The following is a 17,708-nucleotide window of genomic DNA, read 5'->3' as shown; positions in this document are numbered from 1 at the left end:
TCTGGAGCTGCCAAATGTCAAACATTCAAAAGACCCTGGCCTTCGCCGAGGCTGAAATCAAATTTGATGCCAGCGGGAAGGTAGGGGTTTTCGAGGGGTATGCCAGCGTTTTCGATGTTATCGATTCGGATGGCGATATCATCCTTCCGGGCGCGTTTAAAAAAGCCCTGAACACGCAGAGCCGGCAGGTTGGCATGTTCTTCAACCACCAAACCTACGGGTTGCCTGTGGGCAAATGGCAGTCGCTTACAGAGGACAGCAAGGGCCTGATCGTTCGAGGCGAACTGACGCCAGGTCTTTCTGTTTCTAACGACCTGCGCGCCGCTATGGAGCACAAGACTGTCGAGGGGATGTCTGTCGGCTTCACCGTGATGAAAGACGACTTCGACATGATCCCCACCGGCCGCGCGTTTAAGAGTGTGGCCGCCCTTCGCGAGATAAGCATCTGCACGTTCCCAGCCAATGAGCTGGCAACTATTGAGTCCATGAAATCAATGGAGTCCATCACCACCATTCGCGACATTGAGCACTGGCTGAGGGATTCGGTCGGCCTGTCCAAGTCGCAAGCGCTGGGCCTTGTAGCCCGGATTAAGTCCGCAGTTCGGAGCGATTCCGAAGGTGGCGAAATCACCGCGATCCTGGATCGCCTTAAGTCCTTCCCATCTGTAGGAAAATAAACCATGTCCGAATTGGCTCAAATCCAAAAGGCTATCGAAGAATCGCAAAAGAACATGACTGAACTGTTCGATGCGCAGAAAAAAGAAATTACCGAAACCGGTGCGGTCAGTAAAAAACTGCAAACCGACCTTCAGTCCGTCCAGGAAGAGTTGACCAAATCCGGCACTCGCTTGTTCGACCTGGAACAAAAGCTTGCCGCGGGCAATCTGGACAACCCGGAAACGAAGAAATCCTTTGCAGAGCAAACGGCGATTGATCTTCAGAAGTCTTGGGACGGTAAGTCGTCGGGCAAGGTCGACGTCAAGAGCTTCAACAAGCAACTGGGCAGTACGGCAGGTTCCGCCGGCGCCTTGATCGAGCCACAGCGCAACGCTGGTATTTTGATGCCGGGCCTGCGTCGTCTCACCATTCGCGACTTGCTCGCTCAGGGCCGAATCAGTTCGAACTCCCTGGAATATGTTCGCGAGAACATCTTCACCAACAGCGCGGGGCCTGTTGCGGAAGGCAATCTGAAGCCCGAGTCGAACCTGACTTTCACCAAGGAAACGGCGAACGTCAAAACCATCGCTCACTGGATCCAGGCCTCGCGCCAAGTGATGGACGATGCGCCGATGCTCGAGTCGTACGTGAACAACCGGCTGCTGTTCGGCCTGGCTTTGGTCGAAGAAGGCCAGTTGCTGAACGGTGACGGCACCGGTGACAACCTGACCGGCCTGAACAAGGTGGCGACTGCGTACGACGCAACGCTGAACGTGACCGGTGACACACGCGCCGACAAGATTGCTCACGCGATCTTCCAGACCAGCGAATCTGAGTTTGAAGCGTCCGGCATCATTCTCAATCCGCGTGACTGGCATGCAATTGCGCTGCTGAAAGATGCTGATGGTCGCTACATCTTCGGCGGTCCAGCTGCCTTTGCAGCCAAGGTTATGTGGGGGCTGCCGGTTGTTGCTACCAAAGCCCAGGCCCTGGGCACGTTCACCGTGGGCGGCTTTGATCTGGCTTCCCAGGTCTGGGACCGCATGGACGCGACTGTCGAAGTGAGCCGCGAAGACCGTGACAACTTCGTCAAGAACATGCTGACCATTCTGTGTGAAGAACGCTTGGCCCTGGCTCACTACCGGCCAACCGCAATCATCACCGGTCCTTTCGCAACCGCAGCTTAATCGAGGGCGGGGCAGGCAACTGCCCCATTAGTACTGATGATCAAGATTCGCGCGCTGCGCCAGTTTTCGCATTACTACGCCGGAAACTTCAGTCAGTTTGAGGTCCGCGAAGTCAAGGAAGAATACGCCGAGGCATTGGTCGGATTGGAGCTGGCAGAGGTGGTTGAGGACGATCCAGCTCAAGACCTGCCGCCGAAGAAAGGTTCCAAAAAATGACCATAGCCGTTGCCGACTTGCTCAGCCTCAATGTCATTCGTCTGCATCTTCGAATTGATCATACGGACGAAGACGAGTTGATCCTGCTGTACGCGGAGTCGGCACTGGCCTGGGCCTTGTGGTATTGCGATAACCCATTGCTGGTTGCCGCATCCGACATACCGGCATCATTCAAAGTCGCACTGCTGCTTCTCACGGCTCATTCCTACGAAAACCGAGAGGCCGTCGCCTCGGGCGCAGCGCTGGAAACGCTGCCGTTGGCGGTCGACTCCTTTCTATGGAGCTCGCGCAACTTCCGCGATGCACCCGAACCGGACGAAGAAAATGGCATACCAGGACCTTGGTGCTGGCGACCTTAATCGGCGCATTACGATTCAACGAAGAACCGATTACCCGGCCGAAGACATGGGTCTTGATTCGGTGCTCACGCTGCCGAGGGATCGCTGGGCAAAGATTGAACCCGTAGGCACGGCCGTGTATGCCAATGGAGTGCAAACCGACAACAAAATCACCCACCGGGTATTTGTTCGGTACCTGCAGGGAGTCACCGTGGCGGATGAAATCGCGTCGGAGGGCTGTATCTATGCGGTGCGTCGGGTCGCTGCCATGAATGGCGGCCGCCGATTCACCGTGCTCGAGGTCGAGGAACTTGGCTTCGAACAGCCTGGAGGAAGCCTATATGGCTAGACCTGCAGCCTATCTGCACTTCGGCGAGTTCGACAGCTACGGCAAGCTCGACTTCGACAAGAAGGAAATCCGCAAGGCCATGCGCAAGGCTGGCGTGCTGGTGCGCGCCGAAGGCCGCAAGCTGGTCAGCAAGCGCGCAGTGTCAGGCAAAGGCCAGTACCCCGGCATGCGCAAAGGCAGGCTGCGCCGTTCGATTAAATACCGGGTCAGCCGTGCCGGCTTCCTGGTAAAGATCGAACCGCAGAAGACCGCCGACATGAAGGACTTCTACCCGGCTTACCTCTGGTACGGAGTGCGCCGCGGTGCCAAGCGTGGCAAGTCCCATAAAAAGCAGGAAGCGACCGGAGCATGGCGGATCGAACCGCGCGAGAACTACATGGTCGACGCGCTCAACAACAGCAAGGACGCCGTGCGCTCGATCCTCAAGCAGGCCTTTGCCGCCGCTCTGCGCTGATCAACGAGACAACCAATGAAAATCACTCCTGTGGTGCTGCACCTGCGGCAGCGCTGCCCGCTGTTCGGTGGGCGCGTGGCGGGCGGCATCGACTTCGACGCGGTAAAGGCCAGCCAGCAAGTGGACCGTCCCGGCGCGTTTGTGATTGCAACCGGTGACGACGCGACCGACAACGACCTGCAGAACGGCATCCGGCAAGACATCACAGACGCTTTTGATGTGGTCGTCATCCTGGATGCGAAGGATCAACGCGGGCAATTGGCCGTGGATGTGCTGCACGACATCCGAGCGCAGCTGTGGCAGGCGTTAGTTGGTTGGAGGCCAGGCCCCGACTACGACCCCATCACTTACGACGGCGGTGACCTGGTGCAAATCGACCGGGCGCTGGTGATCTACCGCTATTCCTTCGTGACTGCTTTCCAACTGGGCCGCAACGCGGCAACGGATCCTGCCGAGACCTGGCATGAGCTTGAGCTCGACGGTCTGCCCAAGCTGGAGGGCATGGACATCAACGTGGACTGCATCGACCCGGCAGACCGCAACCTCAAATACCCCGGCCCGGATGGGCGTATTGAAATTCAACTCAAAGAGGAACTGCCATGAACCGCATCACTGTGGCGCCGGCCAAAGGGCGCGCGGTGCCCGATCCAGAAACCGGGGAACTGCTGCTGTCTGAAGGACGCGAAGTGCCCGATGACGCCTACTGGCGCCGCCGTCTGGCTGATGGCGACGTTGTGATCCCTAACTCGCCCGCCAAAGAGGTCGCGACCAAATGAGCGTAGGATTCCAACAGATCCCCGCGGACATCCGCGTGCCGCTGTTCTATGCGGAAATGGACAACTCGAACGCCAACAGCGCATCCAGCGCGCTACGCCGCTTGATCGTGGGTCAGGTCAACGACCTGTCCACCGCAGACGAAATCGGCAAGCTGGTGCTGGTGTCGAGCCTGGCCCAGGCCAAGACGATCGGCGGCCAGGGCTCGATGCTCGCGGCGATGTATGACACCTGGCGTCAGAACGACCTGGTGGGCGAGATCTGGTGTTTGCCGGTCAAGGCCAGTGCCGGCACAGCGGCTACGGGCAAGGTGACCATCACCAACACCGCCACCGAAACCGGGCTGATCAACCTGTACGTGGCGGGTGTGCGCGTTCAGGCAACTGTGGCCTCCGGCGCTGCAGCCGCCGTCGCTGCCGCTTCGTTGGCTACCAAGATCAACGCTGCTGCCGATCTTCCTGTAACTGCGGTTGCGGCGGCAGGTGTGGTGACGCTGACGTCCAAGTGGCTGGGTGACTCAGGCAACGATATCGGCCTGAGCCTGAACCGTCTGGGCAAGAGCAATGGCGAATTCACCCCGGCGGGCCTTACTGTTGTGGTAGCGCCAATGTCCGGCGGCGCGGGCTCCCCCGATGCTACAGCCGCCCTTGCCGCGCTCGGCGACGCACCGTTCGAGTTTATTTGCGTACCCTGGGCCGACACCACCACCCTGGACGCGTGGAAAATTGCGATGGGTGATGCCAGTGGCCGCTGGTCGTGGGCAAAGCAGCTCTATGGTCACGTTTACAGCGCCCTGCGCGGCACGCTTGGCACGCTGGTAGCAGCCGGTCAGCCGCGCAACGATCAGCACATGACCATCTTCGGCTTCGAAGCGGGCGTTCCTCAGCCATTCTGGCGCGTGGCCGCGGCCGGCGCTGCACGTCAGGCGGTGTTCCTGTCCGCCGATGCCAGCCGGCCAACCCAGACCGGCGCGCTGGTGGGTATTGATCCCGCGCCTGAGGGGGCACGCTTCACGCTGACCGAGTTCAACTCGCTGCTGCAGTACGGTATCGCGACCTTGTTCTTCGAAGGCGGCTACATGCGGGTCCAGCGTGCGATCACCACGTACCAGAAGAACGCTTATGGTCAGGCGGATGATTCCTACCTGGACAGCGAGACCATGCACCAAAGCGCGTACATCGTGCGCCGCCTCAAAGGCATCATCACCAGCAAGTACGGTCGCCACAAGCTGGCCAGCGATGGCACCCAGTTTGGCGATGGTCAGCCGATCGTCACGCCCAATGTGATTCGCGGTGAGCTGATCAGTGAATACGGCAACATGGAGCGCGACGGCCACGTCGAGAACTCGGCGCTGTTCGCCCAGTACTTGATCGTGGAGCGCGACAGCAAGAGCCCGACGCGCATCAACGTGCTGTACCCGCCGGATTACGTGAACGGCTTGCGCATCTTCGCGCTGCTCAATCAGTTCCGCCTGCAGTACACCGCCGAAGCGGCGTAACGCTGTCCCGTTTTCAAGGCCCGCCACGAGCGGGCCTTTTTATTTGGAGGCCCACTCATGGGGCAGAAAGTTGCTGGTACCTGCTACGTCAAGGTTGACGGCACGCAGTTAACCCTCAAGGGCGGCGTGGAAGCACCGCTCATGGACAAGACGCGGGAGACCGTGGTCCCTGGATTTTTCAAGGAGGAGGACAAGGCGCCCTGGCTCAAGTTCTCCGCGGTGCACACAGCGAACTTCCCGCTCAAGGCTTTGACCGAGGGGACGAACATGACCATCACTGCCGAGCTCAAGAACGGCAAGGTCTACACACTTTCCGGCGCCTACCTGGTGGATCAGCCGAGTTCCAACGGCGAGGAAGGCACCATTGAGCTGCAATTTGACGGCGTTAAAGGGGTATGGCTGTGAGTGAAGAAAAGCAGGTTGTTGATCCGAACGCACCTATCAAGCTGAGCACCCCGATTCAGGCGCACAGCGAACAGCTCACTGAATTGGTGCTGCGCCGCCCGACGTCACAGGAAGCCCGGGCGATCAAGGCATTGCCGTACAAGATCGATGCGGATGAGGCGGTGTGCCTGGATCTGGATGTGTCGGCCAAGTACATCGCCGTGTGCGCCGGCATTCCGCCTTCGTCGGTGAATCAGCTGGATCTGGCCGACCTCAACAAGCTTGCCTGGATGGTGGCAGGTTTTTTCATGACCCCGGCGTCACCAGCCTCGAAGACCTGATTTCTCTGGTCTACGACCTGGCCTATTTCTGGAAGGTTGACCCCGAACAGATGATGGCCAGGCCGCTGGATATCTTTCTTGAATCGCTGGCTCAGGCGCAGCGGATCAATCGCGCGTTGCAGGTGGACTGATGGCAGATCAATTTCAGCTCAAGGCACTGATCACCGGTGTCGACAAGCTGTCGCCAACGCTGGCCGGCATTCGCAAGAACGTTGCCAACTTCCGCAAGGGCTTGCAGAACACAGGTCTGGGCAATCTCAGTTTCAAGGAGGTCATCACCGGCGGCGCGCTGGCAGCGCCGTTCGTGATGGGGACGCGCGCAGCGATAGAGTTCGAATCGGCGATGGCCGACGTGCGCAAGGTAGTCAACTTTGACGCGCCCAGCCAATTCAAGGAGATGGGCGACGACATCACCAAAATGTCGGAACGGCTGCCGATGGCCGCCAATGACATCGCCAAGATCGTTGCAGCGGGCGGGCAGTCAGGCATTGCCCGGGGAGAACTTCTGGGTTTTGCACAAGACGCGGTAAAGATGGGCATCGCGTTTGACCAGACCGCTGAGCAAAGCGGCGACATGATGGCCAAGTGGCGGACCTCCTTCAAAATGACCCAAGCCCAGGTGGTCGGGCTCGCTGACAAGATCAACTACTTGGGGAACACCGGGCCGGCCAATACCAAGCAGATTTCCGACATCGTCACCCGGGTAGGCCCGTTGGGTGAGGTAGCCGGTGTGGCCTCGGGGCAGATCGCGGCGATGGGCGCGACGATGGCGGGCGTAGGTGTCGAGCAGGAAGTTGCTGCCACCGGCATCAAGAACTTCATGCTTTCGCTCACCAAGGGCAGCGCTGCAACCAAGTCACAGGCGATGGCCTTTAAATCGCTTCGACTTGACTCCAAGGCGGTCGCGGTCGGGATGCAGAAAGACGCGCAGGCTACGATGGTGGGCGTACTCAAGCGGATTGCTGCGGTAGACGCCACCAAACGGCCTGCGTTGCTGACCAACCTTTTCGGAACCGAGTCCGTCGCCGCTATCGCGCCGCTGCTGACCAACTTGGGGCTGCTTGAGAGCAACCTTAAGAAGACCGGTGAGGCCTCGCAATACGCAGGTTCTATGGAAGCCGAGTACGCCTCGCGTTCGGCTACAACCGAAAACAATCTCACGCTCATGCGCAACGCTGTAAATCGTGCAGGCATTGCGTTGGGCAATGCATTTCTGCCGGCGCTGAACGCCGTTGTGAATGCCGTACGACCGCTGATCAGCAGGGTATCTGAGTTCATTCAGGCCAACCCGGCGTTTGTCAGAGGGCTCGCCATGGCGGGCGTCGCTTTCACTGCCATTCGCGTGGGCGCGGTAGCCGCAACTGTCGCCACCAGGTTGTTAGGGCTTGCCTTTTCAGCGACCCCGATCGGCATTGCGGCCGTGGCTATTGCCGCCGCTGTCGGTGTGATCGTCGCAAATTGGGACACCCTGGCGCCGTACTTCGAGCAGCTGTGGGACAGCATCAAGGGCCCGGCAATGGCGGTGTGGGGCTGGATGAAAGAGTTGTTCAAGTGGTCGCCAGTGGGACAAATCATTGCCAACTGGGAGCCCATCAGCGAATTCCTCGGAGCGCTCTGGGACGTCATCAAGGCCGCCGCTGTGTCCACCTGGGACTTCATGAAGGCTGCTTTCAACTGGGCACCCATGACGGTTATCGCTCGCAATTGGCAACCGCTGTCGGAGTTTTTCAGCGCGCTGTGGGACGTCATTCGCGCCTTGGCAGCCGTCGCCTGGGAAGGCATCAAGGACACCATGGCTGCGGCATGGGGCTGGATCAAAGAGCAGTTGGGCTTTGATCCGGTGCAGATCGTCACCGAGAAGTGGGAGCGACTGGTGGCTTACTTCAAGGGCCTGTTCGAGAGGATTCGGCCTTACATTCAGCCGCTGATGGAGGCAGGTGACTGGGCCAATCAGAAAACCGATGCGGCCACCGGCTGGGTCAAGGGCAAGGCGGCGCAGGTCAGCAACTTTTTCTCGAAAAGCGACCCTGCCACGCTGTCCGGCGGTGTGATCAATACCGGCACGGAAGGGCTCAGGCACTTCGCAGCGGGCATCAGTCAGCAGCCTGCGCCCGTGGTTGCAGCAGATGGCATTAAACAGGCTGCGCCTGTCGCTGCGGCGCAGGTTCCTCGGCAGGCAGCGCCAGTCGTCACCGCTGGGCTCAGTCAGCCAAAAGAGTCGTTTACGGCCGACAACGGCCCGATCTTTGATCGCCCGCTGCCGCTGATGCCCGGCGCGATACTGCCTGCACCGGGCAATTTGCTCGCCGGTGCGTCAGGCAAGTCGCAGTTGAACGGGGAGCTGGTCATTCGGCTGGAGGGAGATACGCGGGGCGTGCGGCCTCAACCGGCCACGACCGATCAGCCCGGGCTCAAGATCAGCACCAATGTCGGTTATAGATCCCTTTCTGGAGCGCAATAGATGGCCGATACCTGGCGCGAGCAGTTATTGCCGGCGTCGTTTCGGGGCGAGACGTTCCTCATCGAGGACACGTCGGTGCCAGTGGGGCGCAAGGTTCAGCTGCACGAGTACCCCAAGCGAGACGAGGCATACGCCGAACAGATGGGCAAGGTCGCCCGGGTGCACAAGGTCAAGGCCTACATCATCGGCGATGATTGTTTCCAGCGCCGCGACAAACTGCTTAAGGCTTTGGAGACCGAAGGGGAGGGCACGCTTGTTCATCCATGGCTTGGGCAGTTGCTGGTTGTGCCCGGTGCTTGTGAGATGGCCCACAGTCGCCGAGAGGGCGGCATGGTCACCTTCGACCTGACGTTCTATCCAGGCAACGCCCAGACAAACCCATCGGTGCGTGCCAACACCGCGCGTATGGCGGGGCAGACCTCGGCCAGCTACTGGAGCGCCGCGCTGGGGCGTTACAAGTCGGCAATGGCCGCGGTGGACACCGCGCGTATCAACTTGATCGGCCTGCAGAACACGGTCACCGGTGCGTTCGGCGTCATCACGGGGCAGTTCTCCCCGCTGGGCAGTGCGATCGGGTCCGCGCGATCGCTGGCCCAAATGCTGACCAACTCGCCCGGCGCTCTGTCGAGCCTGTTCAGTGGCTACTTCAGCGACCTGGGCCAGCCCTCAGCAAAGAGTTCGAGCGTTGCGGCGTCAAGCGGTACCGGATCATCTTCCGGTGCAAGCACCGGCGGGACGTCCGGTGGTGCCACCAGCGGCAGTGACGTCGATACATCCGCATCGGCATCCGTGACGAGTGCCACGAGCACCACCAGCGCCGGCGCATCAATGTTCAACAGCTACACCGATGCGGTGGGGATTGTGTCCAGACAGGCGGAGGATGCGGCCAGCATTGACACGGTCATGGCGGGCAGTGGCGCTGATACCACCGCTGCGGCTCAGGCGCTGGCCAACCTTGTTCAGGATGCGGTCCTGGTGCAGGCAACCGCGACGATCGCGCAAATGCCTGTGCTGCCCCCCGCTGCCAAGGATGAGTCGACGGCGTCGCTGCAGCAGCAAGTCGTCGAGCCCGTGGCGCGAGCCGAGGTGCCGGTGGCCGATGAGGTGGTTGCTGTAAGGGACGCATTGGATTCGGTGTTCTGGCAGGCGGCGCTCAAGGCTGACGCAACTTACTATCCCGTGATCAACGAGGCACGACAGCAAGTGGTGCGGCACCTGACAGCGGTCGCCGCTTCCGGTGTGCAGCTTGTCAGCGTCACCCCACTGCAAACCGTGCCGGCGTTGGTGATGGCTTACCGGCGTTTCGGCGACGCGACTCGCGAGGGTGAAATCGTGCAGCGCAACAAGATCAATCACCCAGGCTTTGTGCCTGCCGCACCCCTTCAAGTAGCCAGGGAGTAACCGCATGTCCGACCCGAAGACGGTTGTGACGCTGACCGTTGACGGGCTGGATTATTCCGGTTGGACCTCGGTGGAAATCAGCGCAGGTCTTGAGCGGCAGGCGCGCAGCTTCAACATCGGCATCACCTGGAAGTGGCCCGGACAAAACGTGCTACGCCCGGTCAAGCAGGGTGCTCGCTGCGAGGTGCGCATCGGCGGTGATCTGGTGGTGACGGGATGGGTGGATGCCACGCCGATCAGCTACGACCATGAGAAGGTCACCACCTCCATCGCGGGCCGGTCATCAACCGGCGACCTGATCGACTGTGGCGCGATTAATCAGCCGGGCCAGTGGAAAGGCCAGAGTGTGCAGGCAATCGTTCAAGCGCTTGCCAGCCCCTACGGACTTTCGGTCAGGAGTGAGATCGCGACCACCAGCGGCTTGACAGACCACACCATTGAGCCGGGAGAAACGGCGTTTGAATCCATCGATCGCCTGCTCACCCTCTATCGGGTGTTCAGCACCGACGATGCGAAAGGCAACGTTGTGCTGGCCGAGGTTGGTAGTGCAGGGCGCTCAGCCGAATCGCTGGAGCTGGGCCGCAACGTGCTCAAGGCAGACGCCGCGCTGGATTTCACACGCGTGTTCTCCGAATACCGGGTTATCGGCCAGCGCTCAGGCACCGATGAGGACTTTGCCAAGACCACTACAGAGGTCAACAGCTCTGTCACGGACCCGCGTATGGCGCGCAGGCGAGTCAAGGTCATCCATGAGAGTGGGCAGCTCAGCGACAAGCTGGCGGCCGACCGGGCCAACTGGGAGCGCGGCACCGCCGTGGGCAAGGCGCTGGAAGTGACCTATGACGTCCAGGGTTGGCGGCAGAGCAACGGGGCACTGTGGCTGCCGAACACCATCGTGCGCGTCGTTGATCCAGTGATCGGCTACGACCGCGACATGCTCATCGCCGAGGTGACCTACATGCTCGACGAGCAAGGGACGATCTGCCGTCTTCGGGTGGGGCCGCCCGAGGGCTACCTGCAAGAGCCTGATGACCCGCACAAGAAGCGCAAGGCCAAGAAAACCGATGCCGTCGAATACCTCCTACCTGCGGACTACAAAGACAAATGAGCCGACTGATGAACCTGCTGACGCGCGGCGTCGTGGCCATGGTCAAGTCCACGGGCAAGATGCAAAGTCTGCAGATGCGCCTGACCCATGGCGAACTCAAAGACGGGATGGAACACCTTGAGCCCTACGGTTTTACAAGCTGCCCCCACGAGGGTGCGGAAGGTTTGGCCGCGTTTATGGGCGGCGATCGATCCCATGGTGTCGTGGTGGTGGTCGCGGACCGACGATATCGCTTGCAAGCCCTGGAGGCGGGCGAAGTCGCGATATTTACCGATGAGGGCGACAAGATCCATTTCAAGCGTGGCCGCATCATCGACATTGAGACCCAGACGCTGAACATTCGCGCGGCGAAGGGTGTTCACTTCGAAACGCCCAGCATTACGCAGACCGGGACAATCGTCAGCCAGGGCGACCAGATCGCCGGCGGCGTTAGCCAGATCAACCACCCGCACACCGGTGTGAAGGAAGGCCCAGACCAGAGCGGCCCGCCGGTCCCTGGGGGTGCGTCATGACCGTCATCGTTGCGGATGGCGTAGAGGTCAACCTGCGCCGGGCTGTGGAAATCAGCCTGTTCACGTGGCGCCGCGCCAATGCCTCCGATCAGGTCGAAGACGAGGAGCGCTACGGCTGGTGGGGTGACAGCTTTCCGCTGGTTGCAAACGACCGTATCGGCTCACGGCTCTGGCTGCTGCGCCGGCGCAAGCTCACTACTGCGACCATTGGTGATGCCCTGACCTATGCGCAAGAGGCGCTCAAATGGTTGCTGGATGACGGACATGCCACTGCGGTGCAGGTGCTTACAGAGCGCGCCGGGCATTCCCGGCTCAACCTGGGCGTAGTCATGACCCTGCCCTCGGGCGAAACAATGGATATCTACCCTAACGAACATTGGCAGGTGCTTTATGCCGTTTGAAACCCCGACCCTGCCCACACTCATCAGCCGCACTGCTGCTGACCTTGCCAGCGACGCCCTGCGCCAGTCAGATGCGCAGGTGCTGTCACGCACGATCAGCGGCGCGGCTTATGGGCTGTACGGTTACCTCAACTGGATTGCCAAGCAGATGCTCCCCGACACCGCGGACGCCGTCACGCTCGAGCGCCAAGCGCTGCTGCGGCTGGAAACCCCGCGCATCCCGGCGAAAACTGCCACCGGATCGGCGAGCTTCTTGGCCTCAGCAGGATCTGTCCTGGATGCCAATTTGGTGGTGCAGGCGAGCGACGGGCGTCAATACCGTGTGGTGGACGCCATCACTCCGGCTTCAGGGATAAACACCGCGAATCTCGAAGCAGTTGACGGCGGAATCCTGGGCAATGCAGCCGCAGGCCTGACTCTGAAGCTGGTGCAGCCGGTGACGGGCATTGACGAGACGTTCACCGTCTTGGCGCCGGGCATCACCGGCGGCAGCAACCAGGAGTCAGTCGAATCGCTACGCAGTCGCGTCATTCGCAGCTACCAGGTTATCCCCCACGGGGGGGACGCTGATGACTATGTGACGTGGGCGCTGGAGTGTGCAGGGGTGACGCGCGCCTGGACGGTGAAAAATTACCTGGGCCCCGGCACGGTGGGTGTGTTCTTCGTTCGCGATGGCGACGCCTCGATCATTCCGGACGCCAATGAGATCGCAACGGTCAAGAGCTACATCGACACCAAGGCGCCGGTGACCGCCGAAGTGATCGTGCTTGCGCCGGTACTCAAAGCCGTCAACTACACGATCAAGCTCACCCCGGACACCACCGTGGTGCGCGCCGCTGTTGCCGCCGAACTGACAGACCTGCACGAGCGAGAGGCGGGACTGGGTGAGACGCTGCTGATCAGTCATATCCGGGAGGCGATCAGCAGCGCACAAGGTGAGGTCGACAACGTGGTTGGCAGCCCTGCGAATGACGTCACCGCCAAGCCCAACGAGCTGCTCACGGTAGGGGCGATCACATGGCAATAAGGACGGCGGCCGAATATATCTCTCAGTTGACCGCTTTACTTCCTCAAGGCCCGGCCTGGGATCTGGAGGGGGCGCCTGAGCTGGTAGTTGTGCTCACCGGCATTGCGCAGGAAATGGCCCGACTGGATGCCCGGGCGTTTGCTCTTAATTCCGAGATGGACCCGGCCCATGTCTTCGAGCTGGTGCCGGAATGGGAGGCCGTGATGGGGCTCCCTGATGACTGTCTGGGCAGCTCACCGGCATTTGCTGATCGCCAGCTCGGGGTGCAGCAACGACTTCTCGCGATCGGCAGCCAGCACGTCAGCTATTTCATCGCGATCGCCAGAGGGCAGGGCTATCCGAACGCGTCTGTCACTCAGCACAGAGCGCCACGCTTTGGTCGTGCTCGCATGGGGAAGAGCCACTTCGGCACGTGGCAGGCCCAGTTCATGTGGACCCTGAACACGGGCGGGCGGCAATCCCTCGGCCGCCGATTTGGTGTGAGCCATTGGGGTCAGCGATTTGGTGCGAATCCCGGCAGTGCCCTTGAATGCATCATCCGCCGCTACGCACCTGCGCACACCATCGTCAATATCAACTACAAGTGAGAATAATCAGTGGACTATCCAATTAGCGTCCCCAGCGTCGGGCTCGTGGGCGGAAGGTTTGTGGATGAAAACACGGCCACCGGCACGATCGGCTCGTTGATCCCCTCGGACTGGGGCAATGCGGTCACCGATGAAATCCTGAATACCATTCGGGGCGCATCGCTGGTGCCCAAGGAAAATACAAACAATCAGCTACTCGCTGCCATCAGGGCGATCATCGCGAGCCAGGTTGGCAAACTCAAAAATATGGTCCGGCTCACCGCCAATGGCACTTTCATCGTGCCGGATGGTGTGTATCAAATCTGGCTAAGCGGTTGCGGTGCCGGCGGCGGCGGTGGCGCAACTCTGTCGACCAATTCATCGTCGTTTGTCACGGGAGGATCAGGCGGCGGCGCAGGTCAATCGCTCTATCGGCAGTTGATCAACGTCAACCCCGGACAGTCGATTCCCTACGTAATCGGCGCTCCAGGTGTTGGAGGGACGCCTGCCGCCAATAACGCAACAGATGGCGGCGCCACTATTTTCGGGAATCTTACGCTTGCAGGCGGCACCAAGGGGCTGCTGGGCTCCGGCGGTACCGCCTCCCCTGCAAACTACGCAGGCCCAGAAGGCGGCGCTGGATTCCCGAAAGGCGGGTATGCCTCAGACACCATGGTGTATTCCGGCGGACAGGCTTCCGGTGGCATGGGTGGAATTGGCGGCAGCACCCCATTCGGCAACGCAGGACCTCCGGGCCGAGGCGCGGTAGGCGCTAACCCCAGCGCTTTTCCGGGAAGTGGTTACGGTGCTGGCGGCAGTGGTTCTGGTGGTGCGTACACCTCGCCCGTTTCAGCGCCTGGCGGCACCGGTGCGCCAGGTTTACAAGGTGTTCTCATTCTGGAGTGGTAATTGGCAATGGCAAACTACGCAATCGTTGAAAAAGGAAAGGTGATCAACGTGTCGGTCTGGGACGGAGACACCGAGAACTGGACCCCGTCCGAGGGTCAGGAGGCGGTGCTAATTCCTGACGGGCTTCCGGTAACCACCGGCACCAAATGCAAAAAAGGGGTCTTCACTTTGGAGCCAATTGCGCAGGCGCCTGAACTCGTGCCATCGGCGGAAGACATTCTGAAGAAGAACACCAACCTTCGTGACACGGCGCTGGCGACGGCGACGCTCGCCATCGGACCGCTTCAGGACGCAGTGGATCTCGACGAAGCTACCGCTGAAGAAACCGGCCTGCTAAAAAAGTGGAAGCAGTACCGGATAGCGGTAAACCGCATCGACCTGACACTGACGTCCCCGCCATGGCCTGAACAGCCCTCGTGACCCCCCCGACCGCCTTGAGCGGTTTTTTTTCGTCTGGAGAAAAGTGATGACCGTAACCGATAAAGATCGCGACGTACTCGCGCGCACGCTGTGGGGCGAGGCGCGCGGGGAGGGACTGGCCGGGATGGTGGCCGTGGCTTGGACGATCCGCAATCGCGTGGACGACGGCAAGGATAAATCCTGGTGGGGCGAGGGCTACGCGGGCGTGTGCCAGAAGCCGTACCAGTTCAGCTGCTGGAACCGCAACGACCCGAACTATCAGTTCCTGAGCGGCGCGCGGCCGATCCCGTTCCGCGAGTTGGCGCAGTGCCGAATTGCGGCTGACCAGGTGATCGACGGCAAGGTGCCAGACCCTACCGGCGGCGCTACCCACTACTACGCCACCACCATGCCGAAGGCGCCGGACTGGGCGGCCAAGGCGAAGCGGACACTAAAGCTTGGCAACCACGTCTTTTTCCGCGACGTGCCCTGAATCCGAAATAGCTTTCAAAGCCTGACCGCCAACGGAGACTGATGTGCAGACAACGACAAAAGAAGAGGCCTACCCACGCGCGATGCGCGTGACGTTGGGCGTGAAGGCAAATGGCGGCTCGGTCGCTGTTCAGATCAAAATGGGCGATAGCTGGCTGACGTCCGACACGCTCTGGAATGATGGGGCGTATCCACTCAACATCCCGCGTGCGACGGTGCGCTTCGTGCCCGCGAACGGCGCCGCCTTCGAGGTGTTCGCATGACCCTGCTCGCCGAGGCGCAGCCAATCCGACGCCGCATTCGTCGCGGTCTGGGATTGCTGGGCGACAGCTTCAGCGCGAACTGCCACACGATTGATCCGAAAGCGTTCGGCACCGAAGCCTATGGCTACGCCGGAGCGATTGCGGCAAAGACTGGCCTGTTCCCAAGCTACCTGGACAATCAGGGGAAGGTCGGCGACCACTCTGGGCAGTTCATGGCACGCCTGCAATCGTGCCTGACGTCAGCAACGGCCGATTTGTGGATGCTGCTGTCGCGAACGAACGACAGCACTACGCCGGGTATGACGCTCGCCGACAGCAAGGCCAACGTGATGAAGGCGATCACCGCGTTCCAGAACACGCCAGGCAAGTACCTGATTGTCGGCACCGGCACGCCGCGGTTCGGCACTAAAGCGCTCACCGGCCAGGCACTGGGGGATGCGATCGCTTACAAGGACTGGGTGTTGAGCTACGTCAGACAGTTTGTGCCCGTGGTCAATATCTGGGACGGGTTCACCCAGGACATGACCGTCGATGACCTGCATCCTAACCTGATCGGCGCAGATTTCATCCAGTCCAAGTGCGTGCCGATCATCAATGCCAACTTTGAATTCTTCGGCGTGCCGCTGCCCACGGATGCCGCCGACCTTTACTCGGCGATTCGCCCCTTCGGCTGCCTGAACGCCAACCCGCTGATGACTGGCTCAGCCGGTGTGATCAACGCAACGGTGAATCCAGTCGCCGGATCTGTGCTGGCGGACAACTACAAAGCATCCGGCTCAGGCCTTACCGGCATCACTTCTCGCTGGTACAAAGAGCCTGCGGCATTCGGCGAGGCGCAGTGCATTGAACTGGCTGGGGCGATGGCGGCCGCCGGCGGCTACATCTATCTGCAGCCAGCGGCTAACGTCACGCTATCCAATGTGTTGGGGGGGGATGTGATCGAGATGGTTTCGGCGCCGGAGATCATCGGCAACAGCCGTGGAATCCTTGGCTGGGAAGCGGAGCTGATTATCACCAAGCCGGTGTCCAGCACTTCCACCACCATCTATTACCGGTCGATGGACAAATATCAGGAACCTTTCACTTTGCCGGCCAACTGGAAGGGCGTGTTGGAGACGCAGCGGTACACTGGCGACGTCACGGAGACCGTCATCACCTCGCGCATGGGGCTGTACCTGGCTGCTGGTATTCCTCAGGACTCCAGGGTGAAGGTGGCGCAGTTCGGCATTCGCAAGGTTTGACCGCGCATCTGGTCAGAGACAGTCACATCGCTGCTGAGACTGATAACGACACCGGAGTTTGAAAGTCCTGACCATGAGGGAGGGCACTGTGCAAGCGACGATAAAAGAAGATGCCTGCTGGCATGCGACTTTATCACTAGCTTGTACTAGAGTCAGGACCAGCGAGGACCACCCCCGCGTTAGGGAGCGACTATGGATCTTAAGATTGACTTGGTACATGGGCATGGTTCGATCAATGAGGAGCGTGTGCTATTGACAGCAACGGCAGATTTGAATCTGTCGCGTTACCTGATCATGGACACTACGTACGTTGGGGAAAATCTATCCAACGAACACCGACACGTTAAATGGTTTCCCGCTTATTCTATTAAAAAAGGGGAGCGTATAGCCCTTTATACTAGGAAAGGCACTTATTCTAAAGAGCTCCACGATGGGGTTATTTGGCACAAGATATATTGGAATTCTGGGGTGCCGATCTGGAACAATACTGGAGATGCCGCCGTGCTGTTTCAGCTCACAACTTGGAAAACTACAAAAGCGAAGGTCTGAATCACAAGCCCCCAACCGGAGATCAGATTTCAGTGCGTTGGGGGGGCGTTCGACTCCTTGGCTTAGAGCTTCGACTTAACCGAGACGGTGATCAGTTGGCGGATGGGCTTGTATCTGGCCGCTGGCATCGCGCTTGATTCGAAGGTTAAGGTCGGTCAGATTGGGGTGAGAAAGGTTTAGG

24 protein-coding genes are annotated in these 17,708 nt (G+C 60.2%); all 24 read left to right on the top strand.

What is annotated here, in order from left to right; translation table 11 throughout:
• Positions 1–14: 14 nt before the first annotated feature.
• On the top strand, positions 15–677 hold the full coding sequence (locus tag QWI20_RS00400; RefSeq protein WP_133776780.1) for an HK97 family phage prohead protease: 663 nt from the start codon (positions 15–17) through the stop codon (positions 675–677).
• Positions 678–680: 3 nt separating this feature from the next.
• On the top strand, positions 681–1,844 hold the full coding sequence (locus QWI20_RS00395) for a phage major capsid protein (protein ID WP_369303653.1): 1,164 nt from the start codon (positions 681–683) through the stop codon (positions 1,842–1,844).
• Positions 1,845–1,880: 36 nt separating this feature from the next.
• Positions 1,881–2,060 carry a hypothetical protein gene (locus QWI20_RS00390; protein ID WP_133776782.1) on the top strand — a complete coding sequence of 60 codons (180 nt, stop codon included), beginning with the start codon at positions 1,881–1,883 and terminating at the stop codon, positions 2,058–2,060.
• The gene (locus QWI20_RS00385; protein ID WP_369303651.1) at positions 2,057–2,419 is read left to right on the top strand and encodes a head-tail connector protein; all 363 of its coding nucleotides are present in this window, start codon (positions 2,057–2,059) and stop codon (positions 2,417–2,419) included. The genes QWI20_RS00390 and QWI20_RS00385 overlap by 4 nt, the downstream gene beginning before the upstream one ends.
• Complete coding sequence (locus QWI20_RS00380) at positions 2,385–2,747, top strand: phage head closure protein (RefSeq protein ID WP_369303650.1); 363 nt, start codon at positions 2,385–2,387, stop codon at positions 2,745–2,747. Before QWI20_RS00385 ends, QWI20_RS00380 begins: the two co-directional genes overlap by 35 nt.
• On the top strand, positions 2,740–3,201 hold the full coding sequence (locus tag QWI20_RS00375) for a hypothetical protein (RefSeq protein WP_369303649.1): 462 nt from the start codon (positions 2,740–2,742) through the stop codon (positions 3,199–3,201). The genes QWI20_RS00380 and QWI20_RS00375 overlap by 8 nt, the downstream gene beginning before the upstream one ends.
• Before the next feature lie 15 nt (positions 3,202–3,216).
• A complete protein-coding gene (locus tag QWI20_RS00370; RefSeq protein ID WP_369303648.1) occupies positions 3,217–3,804 on the top strand; it encodes a hypothetical protein in 588 nt (195 codons plus the stop codon).
• Complete coding sequence (locus QWI20_RS00365) at positions 3,801–3,977, top strand: DUF2635 domain-containing protein (RefSeq protein WP_369303647.1); 177 nt, start codon at positions 3,801–3,803, stop codon at positions 3,975–3,977. The genes QWI20_RS00370 and QWI20_RS00365 overlap by 4 nt, the downstream gene beginning before the upstream one ends.
• Positions 3,974–5,473 carry a phage tail sheath subtilisin-like domain-containing protein gene (locus QWI20_RS00360; RefSeq protein WP_369303646.1) on the top strand — a complete coding sequence of 500 codons (1,500 nt, stop codon included), beginning with the start codon at positions 3,974–3,976 and terminating at the stop codon, positions 5,471–5,473. Before QWI20_RS00365 ends, QWI20_RS00360 begins: the two co-directional genes overlap by 4 nt.
• A gap of 57 nt (positions 5,474–5,530) precedes the next feature.
• A complete protein-coding gene (locus tag QWI20_RS00355; RefSeq protein ID WP_133776789.1) occupies positions 5,531–5,878 on the top strand; it encodes a phage tail tube protein in 348 nt (115 codons plus the stop codon).
• Positions 5,875–6,198 (top strand): phage tail assembly protein, encoded by a 324-nt coding sequence (locus QWI20_RS00350; protein WP_369303644.1) that lies wholly within the window; start codon positions 5,875–5,877, stop codon positions 6,196–6,198. The genes QWI20_RS00355 and QWI20_RS00350 overlap by 4 nt, the downstream gene beginning before the upstream one ends.
• 130 nt (positions 6,199–6,328) lie before the next feature.
• A complete protein-coding gene (locus QWI20_RS00345; RefSeq protein ID WP_369303643.1) occupies positions 6,329–8,659 on the top strand; it encodes a phage tail tape measure protein in 2,331 nt (776 codons plus the stop codon).
• Positions 8,660–10,060, top strand: a complete 1,401-nt coding sequence (locus tag QWI20_RS00340) for a DNA circularization protein (protein WP_369303640.1) — start codon at positions 8,660–8,662, stop codon at positions 10,058–10,060.
• Between the two features lie 4 nt (positions 10,061–10,064).
• The gene (locus tag QWI20_RS00335) at positions 10,065–11,168 is read left to right on the top strand and encodes a phage baseplate assembly protein (protein ID WP_369303638.1); all 1,104 of its coding nucleotides are present in this window, start codon (positions 10,065–10,067) and stop codon (positions 11,166–11,168) included.
• Entirely contained in the window at positions 11,165–11,680 is a 516-nt protein-coding gene (locus tag QWI20_RS00330) for a phage baseplate assembly protein V (RefSeq protein WP_369303636.1), read from the top strand. Before QWI20_RS00335 ends, QWI20_RS00330 begins: the two co-directional genes overlap by 4 nt.
• The gene (locus QWI20_RS00325) at positions 11,677–12,081 is read left to right on the top strand and encodes a phage GP46 family protein (RefSeq protein ID WP_369303635.1); all 405 of its coding nucleotides are present in this window, start codon (positions 11,677–11,679) and stop codon (positions 12,079–12,081) included. The genes QWI20_RS00330 and QWI20_RS00325 overlap by 4 nt, the downstream gene beginning before the upstream one ends.
• Positions 12,071–13,108, top strand: a complete 1,038-nt coding sequence (locus QWI20_RS00320) for a baseplate J/gp47 family protein (protein WP_369303633.1) — start codon at positions 12,071–12,073, stop codon at positions 13,106–13,108. Before QWI20_RS00325 ends, QWI20_RS00320 begins: the two co-directional genes overlap by 11 nt.
• On the top strand, positions 13,099–13,695 hold the full coding sequence (locus tag QWI20_RS00315; RefSeq protein ID WP_369303631.1) for a YmfQ family protein: 597 nt from the start codon (positions 13,099–13,101) through the stop codon (positions 13,693–13,695). The genes QWI20_RS00320 and QWI20_RS00315 overlap by 10 nt, the downstream gene beginning before the upstream one ends.
• 60 nt (positions 13,696–13,755) lie before the next feature.
• Positions 13,756–14,583 (top strand): hypothetical protein, encoded by an 828-nt coding sequence (locus QWI20_RS00310; RefSeq protein ID WP_369303630.1) that lies wholly within the window; start codon positions 13,756–13,758, stop codon positions 14,581–14,583.
• Positions 14,584–14,589: 6 nt separating this feature from the next.
• Entirely contained in the window at positions 14,590–15,003 is a 414-nt protein-coding gene (locus QWI20_RS00305) for a tail fiber assembly protein (protein ID WP_369303628.1), read from the top strand.
• 46 nt (positions 15,004–15,049) lie between these two features.
• Positions 15,050–15,475, top strand: a complete 426-nt coding sequence (locus QWI20_RS00300) for a cell wall hydrolase (protein ID WP_369303626.1) — start codon at positions 15,050–15,052, stop codon at positions 15,473–15,475.
• 82 nt (positions 15,476–15,557) lie between these two features.
• The gene (locus QWI20_RS00295; RefSeq protein ID WP_369303989.1) at positions 15,558–15,737 is read left to right on the top strand and encodes a hypothetical protein; all 180 of its coding nucleotides are present in this window, start codon (positions 15,558–15,560) and stop codon (positions 15,735–15,737) included.
• Positions 15,734–16,978 carry an SGNH/GDSL hydrolase family protein gene (locus QWI20_RS00290; RefSeq protein WP_369303625.1) on the top strand — a complete coding sequence of 415 codons (1,245 nt, stop codon included), beginning with the start codon at positions 15,734–15,736 and terminating at the stop codon, positions 16,976–16,978. Before QWI20_RS00295 ends, QWI20_RS00290 begins: the two co-directional genes overlap by 4 nt.
• Before the next feature lie 192 nt (positions 16,979–17,170).
• Positions 17,171–17,527, top strand: coding sequence for a hypothetical protein (locus QWI20_RS00285; protein WP_369303624.1), 357 nt, complete (start codon positions 17,171–17,173; stop codon positions 17,525–17,527).
• Positions 17,528–17,708: the final 181 nt, after the last annotated feature.

The sequence above is a fragment of the Pseudomonas sp. W2-17 genome (assembly GCF_041060445.1).
Taxonomy (GTDB): Bacteria; Pseudomonadota; Gammaproteobacteria; order Pseudomonadales; family Pseudomonadaceae; genus Aquipseudomonas.
Note: the sequence above shows the minus strand (reverse complement) of the source record. Positions and strands in the feature narration are given on the sequence as shown.